At 69.3% G+C, this 21,792-nt stretch carries 12 protein-coding genes and 2 pseudogenes; 6 read left to right on the top strand and 8 right to left on the bottom strand.

Features of this window, described 5'->3' with window-relative positions; all coding sequences use genetic code 11:
• The first annotated feature begins 152 nt into the window (after positions 1-152).
• Positions 153-1,583 (top strand): endo-1,4-beta-xylanase, encoded by a 1,431-nt coding sequence (locus tag ACGF3H_RS14425; RefSeq protein WP_362490869.1) that lies wholly within the window; start codon positions 153-155, stop codon positions 1,581-1,583.
• A gap of 109 nt (positions 1,584-1,692) precedes the next feature.
• Here the strand turns inward: ACGF3H_RS14425 and ACGF3H_RS14420 are convergent, their stop codons facing one another.
• The 7 genes from ACGF3H_RS14420 to ACGF3H_RS14390 form a co-directional block, all read right to left on the bottom strand.
• Positions 1,693-2,370 carry a hypothetical protein gene (locus ACGF3H_RS14420; protein WP_362490867.1) on the bottom strand — a complete coding sequence of 226 codons (678 nt, stop codon included), beginning with the start codon at positions 2,368-2,370 and terminating at the stop codon, positions 1,693-1,695.
• A gap of 38 nt (positions 2,371-2,408) precedes the next feature.
• Positions 2,409-4,766: a hypothetical protein gene (locus ACGF3H_RS14415; protein WP_362490864.1), complete on the bottom strand. Its 2,358-nt coding sequence runs from the start codon at positions 4,764-4,766 to the stop codon at positions 2,409-2,411.
• Between the two features lie 17 nt (positions 4,767-4,783).
• Positions 4,784-5,212 (bottom strand): hypothetical protein, encoded by a 429-nt coding sequence (locus tag ACGF3H_RS14410; protein ID WP_362490861.1) that lies wholly within the window; start codon positions 5,210-5,212, stop codon positions 4,784-4,786.
• 415 nt (positions 5,213-5,627) lie between these two features.
• Positions 5,628-7,580: a hypothetical protein gene (locus ACGF3H_RS14405; protein WP_362490858.1), complete on the bottom strand. Its 1,953-nt coding sequence runs from the start codon at positions 7,578-7,580 to the stop codon at positions 5,628-5,630.
• A complete protein-coding gene (locus tag ACGF3H_RS14400; RefSeq protein WP_362490855.1) occupies positions 7,553-8,722 on the bottom strand; it encodes an NACHT domain-containing protein in 1,170 nt (389 codons plus the stop codon). The genes ACGF3H_RS14405 and ACGF3H_RS14400 overlap by 28 nt, the downstream gene beginning before the upstream one ends.
• The gene (locus tag ACGF3H_RS14395; protein ID WP_362490852.1) at positions 8,703-9,086 is read right to left on the bottom strand and encodes a hypothetical protein; all 384 of its coding nucleotides are present in this window, start codon (positions 9,084-9,086) and stop codon (positions 8,703-8,705) included. Before ACGF3H_RS14395 ends, ACGF3H_RS14400 begins: the two co-directional genes overlap by 20 nt.
• Positions 9,087-9,253: 167 nt before the next feature.
• Positions 9,254-9,853 carry a TetR/AcrR family transcriptional regulator gene (locus ACGF3H_RS14390; RefSeq protein WP_362490849.1) on the bottom strand — a complete coding sequence of 200 codons (600 nt, stop codon included), beginning with the start codon at positions 9,851-9,853 and terminating at the stop codon, positions 9,254-9,256.
• A 112-nt stretch (positions 9,854-9,965) separates the two neighbouring features.
• Between ACGF3H_RS14390 and ACGF3H_RS14385 the strand changes: the two genes are divergently transcribed.
• Entirely contained in the window at positions 9,966-10,541 is a 576-nt protein-coding gene (locus ACGF3H_RS14385; protein WP_362490846.1) for a hypothetical protein, read from the top strand.
• 741 nt (positions 10,542-11,282) lie between these two features.
• Positions 11,283-11,967 (top strand): annotated as a pseudogene (locus tag ACGF3H_RS14380) (nucleotidyl transferase AbiEii/AbiGii toxin family protein).
• A gap of 168 nt (positions 11,968-12,135) precedes the next feature.
• Here ACGF3H_RS14380 and ACGF3H_RS14375 read toward each other — a convergent pair.
• A pseudogene (locus tag ACGF3H_RS14375) lies at positions 12,136-12,480 on the bottom strand (transposase); the annotation flags it as partial.
• A 320-nt stretch (positions 12,481-12,800) separates the two neighbouring features.
• On the opposite strand from ACGF3H_RS14375, the gene ACGF3H_RS14370 reads away from it, so the two are divergent.
• Genes ACGF3H_RS14370 through ACGF3H_RS14360 form a run of 3 tightly spaced genes read left to right on the top strand, consistent with a single transcriptional unit; the run spans position 12,801 to position 21,785 of the window.
• On the top strand, positions 12,801-13,667 hold the full coding sequence (locus ACGF3H_RS14370; RefSeq protein WP_362490844.1) for a hypothetical protein: 867 nt from the start codon (positions 12,801-12,803) through the stop codon (positions 13,665-13,667).
• Positions 13,664-16,768, top strand: coding sequence for a caspase family protein (locus ACGF3H_RS14365; RefSeq protein WP_362490841.1), 3,105 nt, complete (start codon positions 13,664-13,666; stop codon positions 16,766-16,768). Before ACGF3H_RS14370 ends, ACGF3H_RS14365 begins: the two co-directional genes overlap by 4 nt.
• Positions 16,769-16,799: 31 nt before the next feature.
• A complete protein-coding gene (locus ACGF3H_RS14360) occupies positions 16,800-21,785 on the top strand; it encodes a hypothetical protein (RefSeq protein WP_362490838.1) in 4,986 nt (1,661 codons plus the stop codon).
• Positions 21,786-21,792 lie beyond the last annotated feature (7 nt).

Here is a 21,792-nt window from a genome sequence, read left to right as displayed (position 1 = left end):
GAACCGGCCACGGCTCGACACGTCGAACGGCGACCCTGAGTCGCAGCTCCTCCACATCCCCTGACCGCGGTGACCGGTGTCTCCAGGCTGCCCGCGCCACGGCCGCCCCCACGCTTCGACCCTTCCGTGACTTCTGCCTTGGAGGCTCAGTGATGGGCTCGCATGCCCTTGCCAGAACCCTCGTCCACCGCACCATCCGCGGCCTGCTGTCGGCGCTGGTCGTCGGCGTCCTCGGCCTGGCGGCCGCCCTGGTCGCGCCGCCGACCGCACACGCCGCCGAGAGCACGCTCGGCGCCGCTGCGGCGCAGAGCGGCCGCTACTTCGGCACCGCCATCGCCTCGGGCCGGCTGGGTGACTCGGCATACACGTCGATCGCGAACCGCGAGTTCACCATGGTGACGGCGGAGAACGAGATGAAGATCGACGCCACCGAACCGCAACGGGGCCAGTTCAGCTTCACCGCCGCCGACCGCGTCTACAACTGGGCGGTGCAGAACGGCAAGCAGGTGCGCGGCCACACCCTGGCCTGGCACTCCCAGCAGCCCGGCTGGATGCAGAGCCTCAGCGGCAGCACGCTGCGCCAGGCGATGATCGACCACATCAACGGCGTGATGGCCCACTACAAGGGCAAGATCGTCCAGTGGGACGTCGTGAACGAGGCCTTCGCCGACGGCAGTTCGGGCGCGCGGCGCGACTCCAACCTGCAACGCAGCGGCAACGACTGGATCGAGGTCGCCTTCCGCACCGCCCGCGCCGCGGACCCGGCCGCCAAGCTCTGCTACAACGACTACAACGTCGAGAACTGGACCTGGGCGAAGACGCAGGCCATGTACGCCATGGTCCGGGACTTCAAGCAGCGCGGAGTGCCGATCGACTGCGTCGGCTTCCAGTCGCACTTCAACAGCGGCAGCCCCTACAACAGCAACTTCCGCACCACCCTGCAGAACTTCGCCGCCCTCGGCGTCGACGTGGCCGTCACCGAACTCGACATCCAGGGCGCCTCACCCACGACCTACGCCAGTGTGGTCAACGACTGCCTGGCCGTGTCGCGCTGCCTCGGCATCACCGTGTGGGGCGTGCGCGACAGCGACTCCTGGCGTTCCGGGGACACGCCGCTGCTGTTCAACAACGACGGCAGCAAGAAGGCCGCCTACACCGCCGTCCTCGGCGCACTCAACGGCGGCTCCACCACACCGCCCGCGGACGGCGGCCAGATCAAGGGCGCCGGGTCGGGCCGTTGCCTCGACGTGCCCAGCGCGAGCACGGCGGACGGCACCCAGCTCCAGCTGTGGGACTGCCACAGCGGCACCAACCAGCAGTGGACGTACACCGACGCCGGCGAGCTGAGGATCTACGGCAACAAGTGCCTGGACGCCGCCGGCACCGGCAACGGCGCCAAGGTCCAGATCTACTCCTGCTGGGGCGGCGACAACCAGAAGTGGCGCCTGAACTCCGACGGATCGATCGTCGGTGTCCAGTCCGGTCTCTGCCTCGACGCCGCCGCGGCCGGCACCGCGAACGGCACCCTCGTCCAGCTCTACTCCTGCTCCAACGGCAGCAACCAACGCTGGTCCCGCACCTGAGCGAACCCGGCGGCACGGCCTGCACGGCCCGGTGGTCCGGGACACCATGGCGTCGACGGTGTCCCGGACCTCCGGGCGGCCCCGTCCGGGACGCGCGTCGCCCCGACGGTCAGGCGGGGTCGAGGACGGGCCGCGCGGGGAGCCCGCCGTTCTTCTCGCAGCGCAGTTCCTTGGCCATGGCCAGCGAGAAGGAGTGGGCCACGGTCGCGTAGGCGTCCTTCAGAGCTTCGACGTCTCCTTCGGGATCCTTCGGCATGCCCCCGCGTTCGACGCCGATCACGATGTGGGCCAGTGCCGAGGGAAGGGGGAACCTGTCGCTCTGACAGGCGAAGTAGACGTACGCCTTGTCCGCCGCCGTCACGGTCTCCTCCCCCATCTTCAGCACGGTGAACTCCGGGTCCCTCGGGCCGTCCGACGGGGCGTCCTCGGCCAGACTCCAGGTGATCCTCAGCTCGAAGTGCGGCGTGCCGAGGGGCGTGTAGACGCGGCAGGCGTCCTTCCTCGGGGCGGGGGGCGGGTACTCCGCGGCCAGGTCCGTCGCGGCCTCCGCGACGGAGTACTCCTCCGAGGACGCCTCGAAGCGGGACGACCCGGTGATCACCTTCAGCGCCTTGGACGCGTCGGCAGACATGGCGCCGCCGCAGAGCTCCGTCCCCGCGACGACCTTGTAGTCGTCCGGGACCCCGTCCTCGTCCCCGTCCCCACCGCAACCGGTGGCACCGAGAAGCAACGAGCCGGCCACGGCCGCGGAGAGGAGTCCTCCACGTACCGACCTACGACTGACCACTGTCCGTATCCTCACGTGTCCTCTGCCGTCCACCGGCCTCAGCCGGTCTCCGGGTCGTTGCCCTGCTGGTTCTCCCGTTCGTTGCCGACTCCGTAGCCGAGCAGCATCGATTCGCGCAGGTCCTGAGCGAACGGGTCCCTCTCGTCCACTCCGTTGTGCCGCAGGAACTCCTCCATCGGGGACTCGGCCATGTTCTCACCGGCGGAGTAGATCTTGGTCTTCTCCTGCCGGGTGAGCTCCTCCACCTTCTCCTTGTGCTCGTCCACCGAGTTGTCGGAGACGTCGCCGACCATCTGGCCGATGAGCTGTTCGGCGGCGCCGCTGGCGGTGTCGGTCGCCAGCGGGATCAGCACCGCGGCCGTGCCGACGGCAGCCGTCGCGGGCAGGAAGGCGACGCCCGCCGCGATGCCAGCCGTGGCCCCGAACTCGACCCAGCCCGCCCGTTTGGCGACCGCCTTCTCGTAGTCCTCGTGGGTCTTGAGGTTGGTCGCCTCCACCTGGTCGGCCCGGGACTGGTCGAGCATGCCCTGCACCTCGGCGCCCGTGCGCACGGTCGCCCTGGCGCTCGCCTCCACCGCCTCGGTGATCTTCCCGTCCGGGCCCACGGTCCCTTCCAGCACGCTGCGGGTGTAGACCTGCTCCGCGGTCGAGACGGTCGCATAGGCGTCCGGGTGCTGGCCGAGGGTGCTGAGGAAGCCCCGGACGACGCTCCGCCCGTTGCCGTCCGCGGTGTCCGAGAAGTCGATGTGCCCGTCCGGGTTCTTGCCGGGCGCGAACACGCTGTCCGGATCGTTCTTGGCCAGCGCCCAGTTGACGTCGTCGATGTAGCCGGCGCCCATGACGCCCAGGCTGTCGGCCATCGCCTCGTGGTGCTCCTTGAGCAGGCCCGGGTCGTCGCTGTACTTCTCCATGACCTTCTGCATGATCGCCGCGTTGTCCGCGTCGCGCACCACGTGGGCGTCCGGGTGGCCGGTGGGGTAGCCGAGGGTCGCCGCCTCCAGGGCGTGGCCGAGGGCGTCGGGCATCTGGTCGAGCGACGCCTTGAGTTCCTTCTCGTCGAGCGAGTTGACGTCGGGGAAGGACTCCCACTTCTCGTTGCTGAAGAAGTCCAGGTAGTTGTCGATCGCCTGGCCGTCCTTGTCCTTGCCGAGGTTCGCCGTGGCGCCGTGGTCGACCGTGCCGTCCTCGTTGTACGCGGTCGGGGGGTCGGTGAAGAACTTCTTCGCCGCTTCCGGGCTGTTGCCGAGCGCCTCCAGCATGGCGGTGGCCGGGTCGTAGCCGGCCCCGTTCACGCCGGAGGGGTTGAACGGGTTCTTGAACGGGCTGTTCACCACCTTGTTGTCGGCGAACATGTACGGGTCCTTCGCGTGCAGCTGCGCCACGTGTTCGGCGATCGGGTTCAGGAACTTCGCGTCGTAGTTCCCGTACCGCATGATTCCGCCGAGGAGCTGGTATCCGAACGGCCCGCCGTAGTCGTGCTTGGCCAGCGGAATGCGCTCCGTCCCCAGCTTGCGCAGTTCCGGGCCCCACTTGTCGGTGAAGTCCTTGTCGTGTGAGGCGGTGGCCAGGTTGAGGCCCAGGTTCTTCTGGAGCTCCTGGACGTCCTTGAGGCGCTCCTTGTCGACCTTGCCGTAGTCGTACGTGTCCGTGGAGAGCTGGCCGAAGAACGCGAGCGACTTCTCGGGGCCGAGCTTCTCGTAGAAGTTCTTGGCGAAGTCCACCGACGAGGCGTTGTCCTTCAGCAGCTCGTTCAGCTCCTGAAGTTGGGTGTGGGTGATGTCCCGGCCCTTGGCCGCCAGGGCGGCGGCGCGGGCGGCCTCCTCCTGGTCCAGCTTCGTGTACGTCGGCGCGCTGAAGTCCTTGCGGTCGGTGACGTTGGCCATGAGGGTGTTCTTGAGGGCCACGTCGGTGTCGTTGCAGTTGTCGACGATGAGGTCGATCCTCTTCTGCCACGACTCGATGTTCTTCTTCTCCTGCTGGAGGAGATCGCTGTAGTCGGGGTCGTGCCGGGCCGCGGGGATCTCGGACAACGGGTTCTTCGCGGTGACCTTGCCCTTGCCGTCCACGTGGACGCCGGCCGCGGGCCCCTCGTGGTCCCGGATGCCGACCAGGTCGTCCTTGGCCTTCTTGATGGCCGCGTGCCCCTCTTCCAGGATCAGCTTCACGCCCTTGGCCTCGGCCGCGGCGTCCGCGAACTCCTTGGCCGTCTTGCCGATGAACGCCTTGGTGACGCCTGCGTTGACGCCCTCCCAGGACGCCTTGTCCGCCTTCGCCTTCATTCCGTCGGCGGCGTCGGTGGCGAGCTTGTCCAGCTTCCCCGCCATCACCGACCAGTCGTCGACGGCGTCCTTCAGCTTCCCCACCGGGGCGTCGATGATGTCCTCGTACGTCAGCATGCGCGCGGTCCCCCGACCTATTTCATGTATTCCGTGAGCACGGATATGCGCGTCAGATCTCCCTCGACCTTCGCGTCGTCCTTGTCGTGCCGGGCCTTGCTGTAGTCGAGGTGGTTCGAGACCTGCGCGCAGGCGTCCAGCAGCGTCTTCAGGTGGGTCTGCCAGAAATCGTGCACTTTCAGCACGGCCGCACCGCTGGCGAAGTTCCCGTTGGTCAGCGCCGTCGCCGCTTCGAAGGTGGAGGCACGGGCAATGTCGCCGTCCTTCCCCAGCCGGCCCAGCAGGTCGTACGCGTCACCGCCGATGGCACCGAGGTCGTCCCGGTTGACCACGAGGTCTTTACCGCCGCCGGCTCCGCCGCCTTCGGCCGGAATGCCGTCGATCCGCATTGCGGTGCGCTCGGCCGCCGCCGCATGCAGTTCGGCCCATTCTTTCTCGAACGTCACGAATTCCCCCAAGTCCCTTCGCGCGGGCCACTCCACCGTACTCGCGCGACCACCGACCTGATCACCTGTCACTTGTATCATCAACCGCCCACGGGGTGGCCGGTAGTCGATGTCCGAAGCCCGGACGCCGGTTGTTCACTGCGTTCGCTTCGACCGACCGTACGTCGGACCAGAGTTGGGCCGCACGGGCATCGGTGGAACCCTCTGGGCACAGCCCTGGGCGCTGTCGTCACCGCTGGCTGCGGCGGATCGGAACCGGACGACGACGCCTCCGGCCCCGCAGCGGCCGCGCCGCCGACGAGCTCGGCGCCCCTGCCACCCGCACCCGCCGAGGGGGCCCGCCCGGCCGAACGAGTCCGAGCGTCACGGTGGACCGGTGAAGCGGTGAACCGGTGAGGTGAGGGCTCCCGCCGCATCACCCGGAGGCAAGTCCCGCCTCGCGTAGCGCGGTTCGGGCGAGGGTCTCGGCCACGTCGACGACTCGCGCCTGGTCGGCGTTCTGTTCGGTGTAACGGACGGTGACCATCGCGTTGTCCTCGCGTACCTGGATCACGGCCACCGGTGAGGACAGCCGCTCGGCACCTTCGGCGTAGACGTGTCCCACGTACAGACGCGCCTCGTCGCCGAGATCACCGAGCCGTCGTGACACCTGCACGGCCGACGGGCTCAGCTCGAAGTAGCCGCTTCCGGTGCTGCCGAACATCTGCGACGCGGTCCTCACCGCACTCTGCTCCAGGGCAGGCCCGACGACACGTGTACCGATCTCTATGCGTACCTTCCGCGCGGACGGTGGCCGCTCGTCCACGACGCAGTCCGGCTGCCATCTGTACGCCGTGTACGTCGCTGACCCCGGTGCGCGCGTGACGGGGTCTTCCGTGAGCGCGGCGACGTGCCGGGGGTCGAGAAGCCCGCACCCGGAGGGGAGCGAGCGCACCGGCCCGGTCACGAGCTCGGCCTGGGCGGCCCCGCGGAGCGTCACGACGTAGAGGCCCGCGATGAGCGCGAGGGCGAGCGCCGCGGACAGGAACCGGCTCCACCCGCCGGGCCGGCGAGCCCCGGCCCGCACCGGTTCGGCCGCTCCTTGCGCAAGGCGGTCGCGCAGCTCGATGTGCCGGAAACGGTACGCGCCCCCGGCCTGACGCAGGACGCCGCGCTGATGTGCGTCGTCCAGGAACGCCATGAGCCTCAGCGGCAGGCTGCCCGTCGCCGCGAGGTACAGGCGAGCCGCCTGGAGCCGGCCCCATGCCGAGACAGCCGTCACGTGGAGCGACCAGCAGACCAGTGTCCCCAGGGCGGTGACGGCCCAGTCACCGGCGGTGACCCTGTCCTGCGCCGCCGGGGTGACGGCGTACAGAGCCAGGGAGATCAGGGGGACGACGAGGACGAGCGGCACGAGACGGTCGCGATAGGACCAGGCTCCGTGAACGAGACCGGCCAACAGGAACGGCACCCCGTTCAGCACGTCGACGAGCATCCTCACGGCGCCCATGTCGGCGACGAGCGCGAACGCGGGGCCCTCGGTGTGACCGGCGAACCAGAGGGCCAGCAAGGGCAGCGGCAGTGTGCACAGGACGGTGAGCACGGGTGGCCCCGCGTCGAAGAGCCAGCCGAGGGTGAACACCGCGCGCCGGTCGGAGTGCAGGAGTGCTCTCGGGGAGCGCGCCAGAGACGGGTCGTCCGCGGCGAGCAGCAGACGGCGGCCACACCATCGGAGGCTCACCCAGCTGACCGCCGTCGTGCACCACAGCCACAGCCCGGAGCGGATGGACACCGTTGTCGCCCACCCCGCGGCGAGTCCGGCCACCCCGCACCACACCAGGACCCTGCCGCGTCGTCCTCTCATCGCCTCCCGCAGACGTGCGCCTGTGGGGCGAACGATGTGGTGCGGCGGGCGGTTCTCCGCGTTCTCCGCCGACGCCCCCGTGTGGAGAACGGCGAGCGCGCACACGATCGCGTGCGCCTGCCACAGGGAGAGTCCGAGGTGCGCGGGCCAGCCCCACGCGCCAAGATCCAGCCGGGCCATGAGTGCGACGCTCAGCGCGAACGCCGGTACCAGGGAGAGGACGCGGACTCGCCGGGGCACGTGCTCGTCGAGACGCCACCAGGCCAGCTGCTCCAGGTTCCTCGCCTTCATGCGCGCGGCGAGGAAACCCGCCCACGCGCGCGCCGCCTCCGGGGCCCAGCCCGTGCGTTCCTCGTGCGCCGGACTGTAGATCGCGTCGAGGTAGGCGCCGTAGAGGTGATGCTCGATGGCCGAGGTGTCGGCGAACGCACCTGGTGTGATCAGCGCACGGGGGTCGGTGTCACCCTCGCTGTACGTCTCCCGCGCCAGGTTCGCCGTCAACGGCACCCGCAGCACGTCCAGCACCGCGCCTCGGGGGTGCCGGCGGGGGCGCCTTCCAGGCAGGCGAGCACCTCGGCCCAACGAGACGTCCCCCCGCCGGGGTTCAGGTACTCGGCCACCGCGCTGTACTCCAGAGGGCACAGGTCGATCTCCGTCCGCGCGAACACGTTCTGTTCCGGGACGTGTTCGTGATACTCCGCCTGACGACTGGTCAGGACGAACGGGACACCGCCCTTCGTGCCGTCCCTGAGGCGGCGCATGGCTCTTTTCCGCACCTCGGGGGGCAGTTCGTCGTAGCCGTCCAGGACGGGCAGGACCTGTCGCGTCCGCAGCAGGGCCGAAGCGACGGCGATCGGCGGGGCACCCGGCACCGGAGTGCAGGCATACGGATGGTCGAGCGCGATCTGCCGTGCGATCCAGGTGAACAGGCCCTCCCGGGGGTCCCAGGACGCGAGGGGAAGGATGACGGGCACCGGCCCTCCCTTTCCACCGGTCTGCCGCTCCTGGAGCAACTCGGTGGCCAGGCGCAGAACCAGAACCGATTTCCCGGAACCCGGGCCGCCCAGGACGACCATGCGGCCAGTGCTCGTCCGGTGGAAGTACGCGGCGATCGAGCCGCCCACCGCTCCGGGGGACCCCGCTTCCCCTCCCCCTGCGCCCTCCCGCCAGGTCACCTCGACCGGCTCGGGATTACGGATGAGGTCCCAGCGTTCGTCCCCGCCGTAGCGGAAGGAAAGAACCTCCGCGAGACGGTCGGCGGCGAGCGCGAGGTACGGCGCCGACAGCCACAGGGACATGCGGCGTTCCCGGGACCGGCGAAGGACCCGACGGCCCGCGGCCAGGACGAGGATGCCGGCGAGGAGCAGCCGGCCCATCGTCACCGGGTCACGGCCGGGACCCTCCTCGAGGGGCAGGACGGGCCAGGCGAGCAGCAGGACCACCGCGATCGCGGCCGCGATGACGCCGGCCCGGGCGGAGCGGGCACGCGCAGCCGGCCGGTCGTGCCCTCCGAGACCTCTGTCCGCCCTCTCGATCACCTCGAGTCTCTCGACGTGGGCGATCTGGACCACGTTCCGCTGCCGCCCGCCCGACACCTCGAAGCGGGGCGACCGGTCCGACGGCTTCGGGGACTCCGGACCGTCGTCCTCAGTTGAGGGTGATGTCACCGTGCACGTTCTGCGCCATGACGACCGAGTGCTGGGTCCCGCCACTGACCTCGAAGGTCGCCGTCCCGGCTGTGCGGTGCGCGCGCTCCGCCTCCGCCCGCCAGCGGGTGAGGGCGTCCGCGAAGGAGGGATCGAGTTCGGCTCGCCGCTGCAGTACGGCCACCAGCTCACGAGCCCGCTCGGCCTCGTCGGGATGCTGTTCCAGCAGTTCCAGCTCGCCCTCCGCCGAACTCTCGGGAGGCCGGTCCCCGGCTGCCGGTTCCCGCCTGAGCAAGCCGCGCAACGACTGCCAGATCTGCTGCCCGGCGCTGCCCGCGGCCCCGCCGGCCAGTGCCATCAGCAGTTCTTCCGGAATCGGATCCACGGATCCCCCTTCACGAGACGACGCCGCTGCCCTCGCGGGCCGTGCTCCATCGTGCAGGACGACGTCCGCTGCCGTCCGGCGGTTCGGTGAAGCCCGCGACGATCCCGTGAGCCCGCAGACGCCGTCGCGGTCCTACCGGTCCCGCGCAGCTCGGGCACGAGCCGGGCTCAGCTTGCCGAACGTGCCGCGGAACGCGCCTGCAGGAGCCCTTCGACGCCCTCGAGGAACGTCTCGGTGACCGGTCCGGGATCGGAGAGGCATCCTGCGGCCATGGCGCCGTCCCGGAGCATGACGAAGTGCCGTCCCGCCGCCGCGGCGGGTGCGTCTCCCACCTGGGCCAGCAGGTCCGTGACGGTGTCGAGGAACCATTGCCGGTGCGCGAGGACGGCCCGGTGGATCGGGTGCGCGAGGTCGGGATACTCGGCCGCAGCGTTGAGGAAGGCGCAGCCGCGGAAGCCCTCCGACCGGATGCCCTCGGCGATGGCGCGGCCGACCGCGCGCACCTTGTCGCCCGGGGTCCCGGCATCCTCCTGGGCGGCCGACAGCTGCGCCCTGATGCCCTGGTCGGCCTGCTCGAGGTAGGCGAGAACGAGGTCCTCCTTGCCGGAGAAATGGCGGTACAGGGTCGCCCGCGTCACCTGCGCCTCCTCGATGATCCGGTCGACACCGACGGAGTGGATCCCCTCCGCGTAGAAGATCCTGACCGCGGTCCCGAGCAGCCGCGCCCGCGCCTCGGACGTGCTGCCCTCTTTCGTCTTCCGGCTCATGGCTCCCACCCTACAACCGAGGGAGAACGTTCGGTCTTGACAGGGTGACCGGGAGCATCCAAGGATAAAAAGAGACCGAACGTTCTCCCTCATCCCTGAGAGGCGATCCGCCATGGACACCGTCGTCAGCCACTCCGCCCCCGCCGCCCCGGCCCAGCTCCCGGCGGCTCTGCGCAGGCTGTACCTCCTGCGTTCCGCGTTCGCCGCCCTATGGGCGGGCCTGCTGTTCGCGACGGCCGACAGGCTCGGCCCGCTCAGCGGGACGCTGCTGGTGCTCTACCCCCTCTTCGACGCGGCCTGCGCGGTGGTCGACCTGCGGTCGGCGCGGGGCGCCGACGGCGCGGTCAGGAGGCTGTCCGTGAACATCGCGCTCAGCGTTCTCGCCGGCATCGCCCTGGCCGTCGCGCTCGCCTCCGGCATCCCGGCCGTCCTGCGGGTCTGGGGCGTCTGGGCCGTCACGGCAGGCATCACGCAGCTCGCCGTGGGCCTGGCCCGACGCCGTTCGGGCGGGCAGTGGCCGATGATCCTGAGCGGGGGCATCTCCACCCTCGCCGGCGCGAGCTTCATCCTCCAGGCCGGCAAGGACGACGGCGCCACACTCACGAACCTCGCCGGGTACGCCTTCCTCGGCGGCGCCTTCTTCCTCGCCTCCGCGCTGCGCCTCAAGTCAGTGGACCGGAACGACTGAACACCCGTCGGCGCGGGTGCACCCGGCGGGGCGGCAGAGCACGTGACCCGCCCTGCGAGACAGCTCGGTTCAGGCGCCCTTGCCCGCCGGCTCCAGGATCGCCACGCACTCCACGTGGTGCGTCATCGGAAAGACGTCGGTCTGACGGGATCCCAGAGAAGCCCTGGTCAGAGCCTGGCTTCCCAGCTCATCGCCCTTCGTACAGACGCCCAGAGCGTCAAGGCCGAGAGTCCGTGCTGCGCAGGGCTGGGCAGACTGCGGCAACCAGCTCACCCGGGGATCCACCCCGCTCGCTCCAGACGCCAGCTCGCACATCATGACCCCTCGCAACGTCTCCGGACGCCATAATGGGCTCACGGCGTCCAACCCACAGCACCCCGCACCCACCCCGGGGGATGCCTCGGGCGCGGACGCCGAGGACCTCGCGCTGTACCGGGAGAGTTCCGCCGCCGTCTACCGGAGTCGCTGGACGAGCTGCGCGGGCCGACCCACGGTGTCGTGGATCTGCCGCTGCACATGGCCTGGTCCGGGATGACCTCATACGATCTGGACAAGCCGCGCCAACGTATGGGCCTGTACCGCACCGTCCTGCACGAGGGCCTGCGTGATGACCTGCCCCGGTACCTCAACCGGGACCTGCTCCTCCAGCTGTGGCACCCTCGTCGGCCGCACCGTGCGCGCCGTATGGGAAGACGCCTGCCCTCAGCTCGCCTCCCGCACCCGGGCAGCCGCGTGACGGACATGCCGGAGCTGCACACGCGGCTCCTGGCGGATGTGATCGTCCTCGGCTCCCCATACCCCTTAGTTCTCACCGGCGGATATGCCGCACGGGCGCACCGCCTGGTGAACCGCCCCAGCCAGGACCTCGATGTCGCCACCGAGAACCCGGCGCCCATGGCCGACATCGCCGCCACGCTCCGGGCCGGCCTGGAAGGCCGCGGCTGGAAGGTGCACCGCGCTGGAGACTGCCCCGCTGTCCGCTCGCTTCACCGTGTCCGACCCGGCCACCGGGCAGGAATGCGAAGTCGACATCCTCACGGAGATCTTCTGGCGGCCGGTCGCCCAGAGCCCGTACGGGCCCGTCCTCGCGGAGGAGGACGTGTTCGGGACCAACGTCCGCGCCCTCGCCGACCGCGGAGCGCCCCGCGACCTGATCGACGTGTCCGCCACCTCCCGCCGCTGGACCAATGCCAAGCTCGAAGAGTTCAGCCGCCGCCACGCCCGCGGCCGCTTCGAGCACGAGGATCTGCAGGCGAACCTCACAGGCGCCGAGTGGACCGACGACGAAGCCTTCGCCGCCTATGGTTTCGACGAGTCCACCATCACCGCTCTCCGCTCCTGGGCCGTGGAGTGGGCCGACAACCTCGCAGCCCGCCCCCTCGAAGAGGCCGACGATCCGTACATCGACGGCTCGAATCCGGACTGAACCGCATCTGCGAGTTGCCGACGAGACCGACCGGCTCCGCAAAGCTCTCACTCACGCGGCCGAGATCCGCCGCAGCGCACACAAGAACGTCCAGATCCTCAAAGCCGATATCCGCGCCTGGTTCAAGACCTGCAACGCAGACCCCAAGCCGTTCATCTGGAACTAGACCTAGTGACCTGAGTCGGAGATTAGTCGGCAGTAGGCGGCGACTTTGTCGAGGGTCTCCTCGGCAGTCTTCGTCCAGACGAAGGGCCGAGGGTGCTCGTTCCAGTCGGCGAGCCAGGATCGGATGTCGCGTTCGAGGGCCTGGACGGAGCGGTGGACGCCTCGCTTGACTCTCTTCTGCGTGAGCTCGGCGAACCACCGCTCCACCAGGTTCAGCCGGGACGAACACGTCGGCGTGAAGTGCAGATGGAAGCCCGGGTGCGCCAGCAGCCACTTCCTGATGACCGGTGTCTTGTGGGTGACGTAGTTGTCCAGGATCAGGTGCACCTCAAGGTCGGCGGGCACCTTCTGCGGCGTAACGGCGCCCCTCAGACGACCGCCATGTGACCCACGCCATCAGCCGCGGCTGCTCGACTTCGCCTGGGGCCACGGTGGGCGAGATGGGAGCCGACAGGCCGCAGCCTCCCGGCTCGGCGCACGAAGTTCGGTGGATAGACGGCACGTCGTACACGTGCGGCGACTGATGCCACGTCAAGTCGTACACACGTAGCGGTTATCTACCACCAAGACCTCGGGCATGATGGAGGAGCTGACGGCTCCTGGGTTCCGATTTCGGGCGTCAGGGTTCCGCGCAGCTTACGTCGCACTCGGGCAGCAGGGGGAACACAGTGCCGCGCATCGTGGTCTGCCACGGCATCGGTTACCAATACAAGCACAGCGAGACGACGCTGACCGAGTGGTACGACGCACTCGGGATCGGCATGACGGACGCCGCGTGTCCGGTGCCGGACGCGGAGAATGTCGCCGCCGTGTACTACGGCAGCTGCTTCCGCAGTCGGGACAGCAAGGGCAGCGTGGAGGAGGAGCTGGACGACATCCCACCGTTGCGTATCGGAGACGTGCGCGACCCGCTCGAACTGGAGCTGCTGGAAGCGTTCGCCAACGGCACCGAGGCTCCGCTGCCAGGCGGCAAGGGACTGGGGCAGATGGCACTGCGCCGGCTGGAGCGCAGCGAGCGGCTCGGGAGGCCGGCGGGCCGGGCCGTGATCTGGATGGTCAAGCAAGTACGCCGCTACCTGGACCCGGACGACACCGTACGCGCCTGCGCGCAGCAGCGCTTCGCGCGTATCGTTACCCCGGACACCAAGGTCGTCATCGGCCACTCCCTGGGCTCCGTCGTCGCCTATGAGGCCCTGCGCGCGCACCCGGAGTGGAACGTGCACACCTTCGTCAGCCTCGGCTCCCCGCTCGGCATCCAGTCGATCCGGGACCGGCTACGGCCGACGCCGCCTGCGGCGGGCCACGGTTGTCCTCCCGTGACCCGCTGGGTCAACGTGGCGGCCAAGGACGACCCCATCGCACTGGTGAAGCACTTGGCGCCCCTCTTCGGCGATGTCGACGACCAGCCGGTCGTCAATCTGCCATGGCACCATCCGGGCAAGTACGTCTTCGGCAGCCACTCCGTGCTCCGTTACCTCACCACAGGAGAGGTGGCCGAAGCCGTCGCGAGCGCGCTGCTCGCCAGCGACCGGTGACGTCGGCGCCATACACCGCCGTCCGGTCGACGGGCATCGTCCGGACGGCGCTGGTCTCCGGCAGCGGCACGTTCGCCGACGGGTTCGCGCCGCTGCCCCGGGTCCGGGACGAGCTGCGGATGATGCGGGCCGTGCTGGCGGAGGCCGGGTACACCATTCACCGCCAGTCCCGGATCGACCCCACCTGCGACGAAGTCGCGACCAGCTTCGAGCAGGCGCTGGACGGCGTCGACGGCACGCCTCCCGACGTCCTGCTCTTCTATTACTCCGGGCACGGATACGACTACGGCGACGGAGACATCCTCCTCGCCGCTCACAACAGTGAGAAGGCCAAGCGGTCGACCATGCTGGGAGTGGACCGGCTCATTTCGTCGATCATCCCTGGCGAGAAGCCACGGCCCCGCGAAGTGGTCATCCTGATCGACGCGTGCCAGTCCGGGCTGGCCATCGCCCAGATGGAGCGAGCCGCGAAGGAACAGTGGGACAAGGGCGCAGACATGCCTGCACTCACCATGATCAGCTCCACGGACCGGATCACCGATGCCCAGCAGATGCACTTCGCCGACTCCTTCGCGGCAGCCCTGCGCAACACTCGCACCGACACAGAGGTCAAATACCTCGATACTCAACGCCTCTTCAGCGAGCTGAAGGTCCGCATGGAAAAGGGGTCGGAGAACCCTCGTGACCCCCAGTTGCCCAGCTGGGTGCCGCCCCGTGAGCAGCTCCGGGCCTTTCTCAACCCCCGCTATCTGCAGCCCAGGCGGCAGCCCCCCGAGGCGAACCCCGACAGCGGATGGGCCTTCTACGGGCGTGCCGAAGCCGTCCTGGACGTGGTCGCCTACCTAGACGACGCCTCGCCCGCCGACGGGCCCGCAGTGCCCCTCGTGATCACCGGGCAGCCGGGCTCGGGAAAATCCACGCTCCTCGACTGGATCCACGCCTCCTCCCAGGGACAGCCACTGCCGGCCGGGGCCCAGGCGCCCGCTCCGGCGCCCGCCGGATGCGTCGACCTGCTGATGGACGTCCGCAATCAGAACGTGGACACCGTGGTGTGGAAGCTGGCCGAGCGCTACGAGACCGGCGAGGGCGACTGCGCGGCTGTCGTGGAGGCCCTCGGCGGGCGAGGGCTGCGCCTCGTCTTCGACTCCATGGACGCCAGCACGGAGCCGGAACTCCTCTACAGCATGCTGCTGGCTCCGCTAGCCGCCCAGCCGCGGACCCGCGTGGTCGTGGCCAGCAGTCAGGTCCCGAACGGGTTCGAGGGGCGCCTCGTCGACCTCGACGCGGAGGAGTACTTCCGCACCGCCGACGTGGCCGGGCTCGTCGAGCAGGTGCTGAGGAACCGCGAGGGAACCACCTGGTCGGTCACGGACGCCCGTTCGGTCCATGACATCGCCCACGCCACGGCGGCGGCGGCCGGGCGGTCGTGGCTCCGTGCCTACCTCTTCGCTGTCGCCATGAGCAATGAGAACCCCGCGATCGCCCGGGTGCAGGCCGAACGGTCCAACGCCGATCTGTTCCTGGACGGACTCGTACGGCTCAGTCGCACGTTGGACGACGAGGACCCCCAGTGGGCGCGGGACATGCTCCTCCCGGTCGCCCTGGCGCAGGGCGACGGTCTCCCGGCCGACGGAGGGCTGTGGGCGGCGGTGGTCCGCGCGGCTGGCAGGCCCGGCGTGGGTGCCGTGGACCTCGCCAGCGTGTGCAGAGAGGCGAGGGACTACCTTGATGCCCCGGAGGACGGAATGAACAGCCACGGGTGGAGGCTCAAACATCCACCGACGGCCAAGTACCTGGCTGAGTCGGCCGATGCGCGCGCCTATCACTCGCTGTTCGTCGCGGCCATGACCGAGCAGCTCCCCGTGCTGCCCTCCGGACAGCGTGACTGGTCGAGCGCCGACCGGTACACCCGTGACCACCTTCCGCACCATGCGCGGCTCGCCGGTGTGCTGGACGAGTTCCTGGACGATCCCGAGTTCCTGCTGGCGATGAACGGCGAGAAGCTTTACCGGGCACTCGGCCTCATCCAAGAGACCGCCGACGACCGGGCGGCCAACGTACGCGCCCTGTGCTGGGAGCTGATGGGGACACGCTGGCGGCTGCCCGACGGGCATACTCTGGCCCGGCTGGCGCTGCACGCCCAGGCGCGAGGCCTGCACGAACTCGCCCGGCGTGCCCGCGAGTATGCGGTGGGCTGGCAGGCGGAGGCGGTCGACTGCCGCCCCCCTTCCCTCCGGAAGGCCCTGGAAGACCGCAGCGTCAAAGCGGTTCACTGCCTCCCCGACGGCGGTGAACTGGCCCTGAGCGGCAGCTGGATCTTCCATCGGCCGGGAGAGGCCGACGACACCTCCTGGACATCGTTCACCCCCGAGGGCGTGGCCAACCGCCGGGAAGTCCAGGCGCGGGTCACCGCCTCGTCCGTCATCGACCATGGCGGGCTGGCCGCACTGTTCGCGGGAGATATCACGGGCCAGGCGTGGGTCGCGCTCCTGGACGGCCCGGGGCAGCAGATCGAACCGCTAGATCTCGAGGGCCCCGTGATCACCTGCCTCAAGGTCGGACCGGACCTGCTGATCGCGAGCAGTGTCGGGTGGCAGTGGCGAAGCCGGGGCGAAACCGGGGCTCTCGTCAGGAAGCCGGGGCTGCGGCTCGGCGGGGTCACCGCGGCCGAGACCGCGCAGGGGGTCAGAGTCGCGGCGCGGACGGCGTCGGACGTGGTCGTGTGGCAGCGTGACGGCACGCTGCTGCACAGCTTCGCGCCGCGGCAGAGCCGTGGCCTGATGAAGATCGCTTCCGACGCCGAGGGCATCTACACCGGAGCCGGGGACGGCTCCGTGTGGTGGACGGCTTGGAACGGCCGCAGCCGTCGGCTGGTCACCGAGCATGCGAGCGGAGTCAGGGAACTGAGGCTGGGCACCGTCGGCGCCATACAAGTCCTGGTCAGCGCAGGCGTGCACGGTGACATCCGGCTCTCGTCGCCCACCGCTTCCGGTCCGTCCTGGCACGTTGACATCGGACTCGATGTCAACGCGGTGGACGTTCACCGGAACGGGGAGCTCGTCGTGGGAACCGCCGAGGGCCTGGTACGCATCGCACCGTGAGCAACACCTGCAAGGAGCCGAGGAGTCGAGCGTGAGTCATGAGGACCTGATGTCATCCTCCGCCCGCAGGGCGGCGGTACCCTACGAACTGCGCATGACACTTCATGCGCTGGCCACGGATCTGCTGCGCACGTCGGTCGATCCGATACGCGTCGAGTCCCGACTGCGCCATGTCATCACCCTCGGCAAGACGGTCCTCGACCATCAGATCCCGCTCCCTCGGCGGCCCTTCAACTTCTCGGGTGAGCAGAAGCCGATCGGGCCCGGCGCGCTGCTGTACGAGTACGCGGAAGCGGGGGCCACCCACCTGGGGGACGTGTTGAGCGAGCTGGACACAGGTCTCCTGTCCGAGCTCGACCAGCTGGTGACCCGGGCGGAACTGCTGCCGGCGGCCGGTGACGAGCCGCCCCGCGCGGCACCGGTAGGCGGAGTGCCCCTGTTGCTGGCGCCGGTGGACGACTGGTACGTCATCGCCAGCGCGGACATCGTGTTCGATCCCGGCGATGACGTCCGGTCCTGGTCACCGCTTCCCGACCCGGCCGCGATCGAGCGGGGGCTGCTCGCCGCCCGGCACCTGGTGTCGAGCGTGGGGACCCGGATGTCCGCCGACATCCGTCCCCGGGTCGAAGCAAGGGATCTACTCATCCCCTCCGCGATCGGCCCGGACTCATGCGCGCCCGCCGTCGCACTGTCCTGGATCGCCGCCGAGGGCAGTCTGCCGGGCCTCGGCGAGCTGGGTGTGCTGGCCCTGGCGAGAATCTCGCAGGACGGTGACTGGCTGCCGCCCGCCGCGCCCGAGCAGGCCATGGCGGCCGCCGTCGAGGCCGGCCTCGACGTCCTGTGGCGGGATACCGACGGCTGGCGGCTGCGCCGGGCAAGCTCCGTCGCGACCGACTCGGAGCCGACCCTGCTCGGAGCGGTCCGCCTGCTGTGGGCAGAGCAGTGGCAGGCGACGGTGCGGCGCTGGGCCGCGGAGACGCTCGCAGAGCAGGAGTGGCGCATCCTCCACTCGACCGGCTCGGCCGGCTCCGCACCGGGGTGGTACGGGCCGACGGATCGGCGCCTGGTGGAGTTCGAGCGAGCCTCCTTCCTGTTCAAGAGGTTCCACGGGAAGCCGCTGTCCCGGGTGATCCAGTCCGGCACCCGTAACTCCGGGAAGACGGTGTGCGCCCAGCAACTGGTGCACAAGTTGGAGAGCGCCGGCTGGCAGACTGTAGTGCTGTCGCCCGACCGCCGCCAACTGCCCTGGGACGGCGAGCTGCTTGCAGTGGTCCGCGCCGCGCTCACCACCACTGGCGTCGACAGCGCCCGCCGGAAGGTGCTGGTCGTCCTGGAGGACTTGCACGCCTTGGAGGACGGCAACGTCGGCGAGGCCCTGGAGTCCCTCAGCGAGCTCAAGGCGGGTGTCCTCGCGCTGACCCATTTCGTCGACGGAGCGGCCAACCGCTGGGACAACCATGGCGTGACCTCCTATGCCACCGTGGTGGCATCGGAGGAGGTGCCCGACCTGGCCCACCAGATGATCCGCCAGGCGCCCGGGGAGTACCGGGTCCGGGCCGACGACACGGCGGCTATCGACCTGGCGGTCGAGGCGTGCCAGGGGGACCTGCGTCTGCTGGTCGATCTGCTGCGGGAGGAACCGGCTGGCAAGTCCGCTCCCGCGGCGGCGCTGCCTGAGCGGGGCCTGGGAGTCGAACTGGTGCGGGCGCGGGCGCAGACCGTCTGCGACGGCCTCGATGCCGACGCCCAGGCCGCGGTGTACCAGCTCGCCGCGGTGTCATGGCTCGACGAAGGGGTACCGTCCGCCCATGTGGCGGCCATCCCCGAGGAGACCCGCGCGGCCCTCGGCCTGGTCGTCCAGGAGGGGCTAACGAGGATCCCCAGCACCGTCCGGGCCGAGGCGGTGATCGCCTGTGCGAGCCCCGAGGGGCTGGACGCCCTTCCGGCCCATCTCGAACCGTACGCCCTGGTCCTCCTCCGGGAGGACAACCACCAGCGTCTCGACGCTCTGCTGCGCAAGTGCGCCGCCTACGCGCCGGAACAGCTCGCGCAGCTGCTGGAACTGGCCTCGGTACGCCGTGCGATCACCGACTGGGTGGCGACCGCGCACCCGCGCAAGGCCCTCACTCTACTGCGGCTCTGTCGGCGCAACAGCGATGCCGACTGGACCGCCGCCGCACTCCCGGCGGTCCTCGAACGAGTTTGCTCGGTAGGGGATCTGACGGTGCCTGATGTGACACTCGCGCTCGCCGCGATGTGGGACGACGAGTTCCGGCTACCCCAGAACGTGTTGTCAGACCTCGTTGCCTGGATAGGGGAGCCACAGGGCGGCCTGGACTCGGTCCTCGCCCGGTCCTCCACCCTCACGGAGCGGTACCACCTCGTCAATGCCCTGCTCAAGCTGGCCGGTGAGGGCACCACACCAACCGGAACGGTCTGCGAGTGGCTCGAACAGCGCGCCGATGACCTAGTCCAAGGTGCCGATCCCGCCCGTCACCGGGACCTCATCGCCGTACGGCGTATGGACGACCTGATCTTCGCCAAGTCACGGCAGGCCCGGGACGACCACCCCGCGTCGGCGCTGCGCCCGCTGTTCAAACCGGCGCAGTTCCTCCTGGAGGCACATCCCACCCGGGACAGGTCCCTTGCCGCCATCCTGTCCTGGCTTTCGCTGTGGTTGCACTTCGACGGTGCTCGGGACTGGAACGAACTTATCGAGCAGTACAAGACGCAACTCCAAGCGGCTCTGGCGTACTCCGACGCCATCCAGATAAGTCAGGCCCTGTACGACCTGTCGCAGAGCAACCGCGGGTTCAGCAACCGTCTCCTCAACCATCTGAAGTTCGGCCGCACACTGGTTCCCGTGGTGAAGGCGGCATCGCCCGCGGAGGCAGCCATCCTCATCTCGACCGTACGGAACATCCATGGTGGCACTCTCCGGACACTGCTCTACCGGGAAAACCGGGACGGCGCCTTGGTGGCTGACGCCGGCCTGGCTCGCGAGCTAGCCAAGTCGGTTCGCAGCTTCGAAGACGTGCGAGGCGCGGGCATGCTCCTCAGCAGCGTCAGCCGCGTCGATGACCTCTACTGCGACACCCAGGAACGATTCGGTTACCGCCTGGCGTGCGAGATCGGTCAGGATTTCGTCGAAAGGGTCATGAGGCGAGAACGCCGACCCGCCATCGTCTACCACCTGCTGCGCGGCCTGTGGGAGTCGGGCGCGGACTATCGGAAGTCGATCGAGGATGCGGCGCTCGACCTCGTCGTGTCCAGCATCCACGCACAGCGCGGCACAGCCCGCCCTTGGGGTCCGCGCCTGGCCATGCTCCTGATCCAGGATGACTACTTCGGCCAGCGGTTCCTCCACCAGCTGGCGGAACGACTGGACCGGAAGGTGCTGCGCGACCGGATGTCCCAAGTGGCGCTCGACCCGGAGAGCATGGTGCACACCCATCGGCTGGGGCGGGCGCTGGTACCCGACATCGGCGCGGACTTCGCCAAGCGGCTCGAATTGGACGAGGCCGTGCGCAGTCCGCTCCTGAACACCGCGAGCAACATGGCACAGAAACTGCAAGTCATGGCCGACACCCTGCGGGGTGGCGGCAAAGTCGCGGCGACCGCTCTGGTACTCAGCCACTTCAAACGGCAGAACCCCCGCTGGAACTGGGCCGAGCGTCTGCGGGTCGGCCGCAGTATCGGCGCCTTCGTCACGGCGCTCGGCCAGTTGCGCAAGCTGGACCCGTCCGAAGCGGCCATGACCGTGGACTTCCTGAGCCAACCGCATGGCGGTCAGGATCTCTCTCATCTGCGGGAGCTTCTTCTCCGCAGCGTGGTGCACCCCCCGCTCACAGCCGAGTTGCTGAGTGAGGTGGAGCGCTGCAAGCCAGGACTCGGCAAGGCCGAACTCGCCGCCCTGCGGAACGAACGGAGGCGCTGGCGGACACTCATCGATGTCTTCAAGTTCGAGCAGGACCCGGTGACCCAGGGAATGGTGGGGCGCGCCCTGGCCCGAGTCGGGGTGACCAACCGCACCGAGGAGACCGAGTGGATGTATACCCTGCTCACCACCCGATGGGAGCCCACGATGCACCTCCTCGCCAGTCCCCGGGCCGTCACCGAGATGCTGACGCTCGCTCACATGTGGGAGCCGCAGTGGGGTGAGCAACTGGCCACCAGCGTCAACATCGATCGGTTGCTCAACCGGCTCCGGCTGAGTCTCCGGTCGGATCTGCAGGAAATCCCCGGCCTGCTGCAGGCTCTGTGGCTGACCGGTCAGAGTGATAAGTTCGACGACATCCTCAACCACGTGAGCGGCTTGCCCGCCGACCTCCTGGCGAATGTCTTGGGACTCCGTCAGGCGAGCAAACTGCTGAAGGTGGTCCAACTCACGAACAGATCCACTGACTCTATGGCCCCAGCGGTGGCACGGCTCGTCATGCAAGTGGCCGAACGGCGCCTGGTAGTGGAGGCCGAGACGCACTGGAACAGCATCGGGTGGGCGGCCCAGGCACTGCACGAGTGCTCCGGACTTCGTCTTCTCCCGGATGTGCTCCCTGCGCTGCCGCCCAACACCGTGGCCCATCCGGCCGCTGTTGCCTGGGCAACCGCGTGGTTGCCACGCACAGAGTGGTCCGCCACGACAGTCGTAGAGGCTGTGGACTCCTACGTAGGATCCGGCAGCACACAGCACTGGCATCCCCAGGAAACCTGTAAGGCCCTGATCGCCGCTGCGCGGGCCGACCTCCTTCCTGCCGACGGCCCACTCCCCACCCATTGGCATGCGGCCACCGAGGCGAGCCCCGAACTCCTCACGCTACTCTGTCGCGAAGCGGCACGTTCCCCGATCCTGCGCAACCACTTCGCGACTCCGAAGATCGCCGAAGAGCTGCGAAAGACGATCAGCGGGCCCGGGTTGTCCGATCATCTCCGCGGGGAGGAACTGCGATCCGCGGTGAAGCGGCTCTGCCCACAGGCACCCGAGCCCCACCCGAACCCGAACGTCGGGCTCGGGTACTAGGGTCCGT

Source organism: Streptomyces sp. NPDC048185 (assembly GCF_043202495.1).
Classification (GTDB): Bacteria; Actinomycetota; Actinomycetes; order Streptomycetales; family Streptomycetaceae; genus Streptomyces.
Note: the sequence above shows the minus strand (reverse complement) of the source record. Positions and strands in the feature narration are given on the sequence as shown.

Excerpts from the sequence above, each read along its gene's own strand:
- ACGF3H_RS14415 (WP_362490864.1), bottom strand. The coding sequence starts at position 4,766 with ATGCTGACGTACGAGGACATCATCGACGCCCCGGTGGGGAAGCTGAAG.
- ACGF3H_RS14425 (WP_362490869.1), top strand. The coding sequence starts at position 153 with ATGGGCTCGCATGCCCTTGCCAGAACCCTCGTCCACCGCACCATCCGC.
- ACGF3H_RS14385 (WP_362490846.1), top strand. The coding sequence starts at position 9,966 with ATGGACACCGTCGTCAGCCACTCCGCCCCCGCCGCCCCGGCCCAGCTC.
- ACGF3H_RS14390 (WP_362490849.1), bottom strand. The coding sequence starts at position 9,853 with ATGAGCCGGAAGACGAAAGAGGGCAGCACGTCCGAGGCGCGGGCGCGG.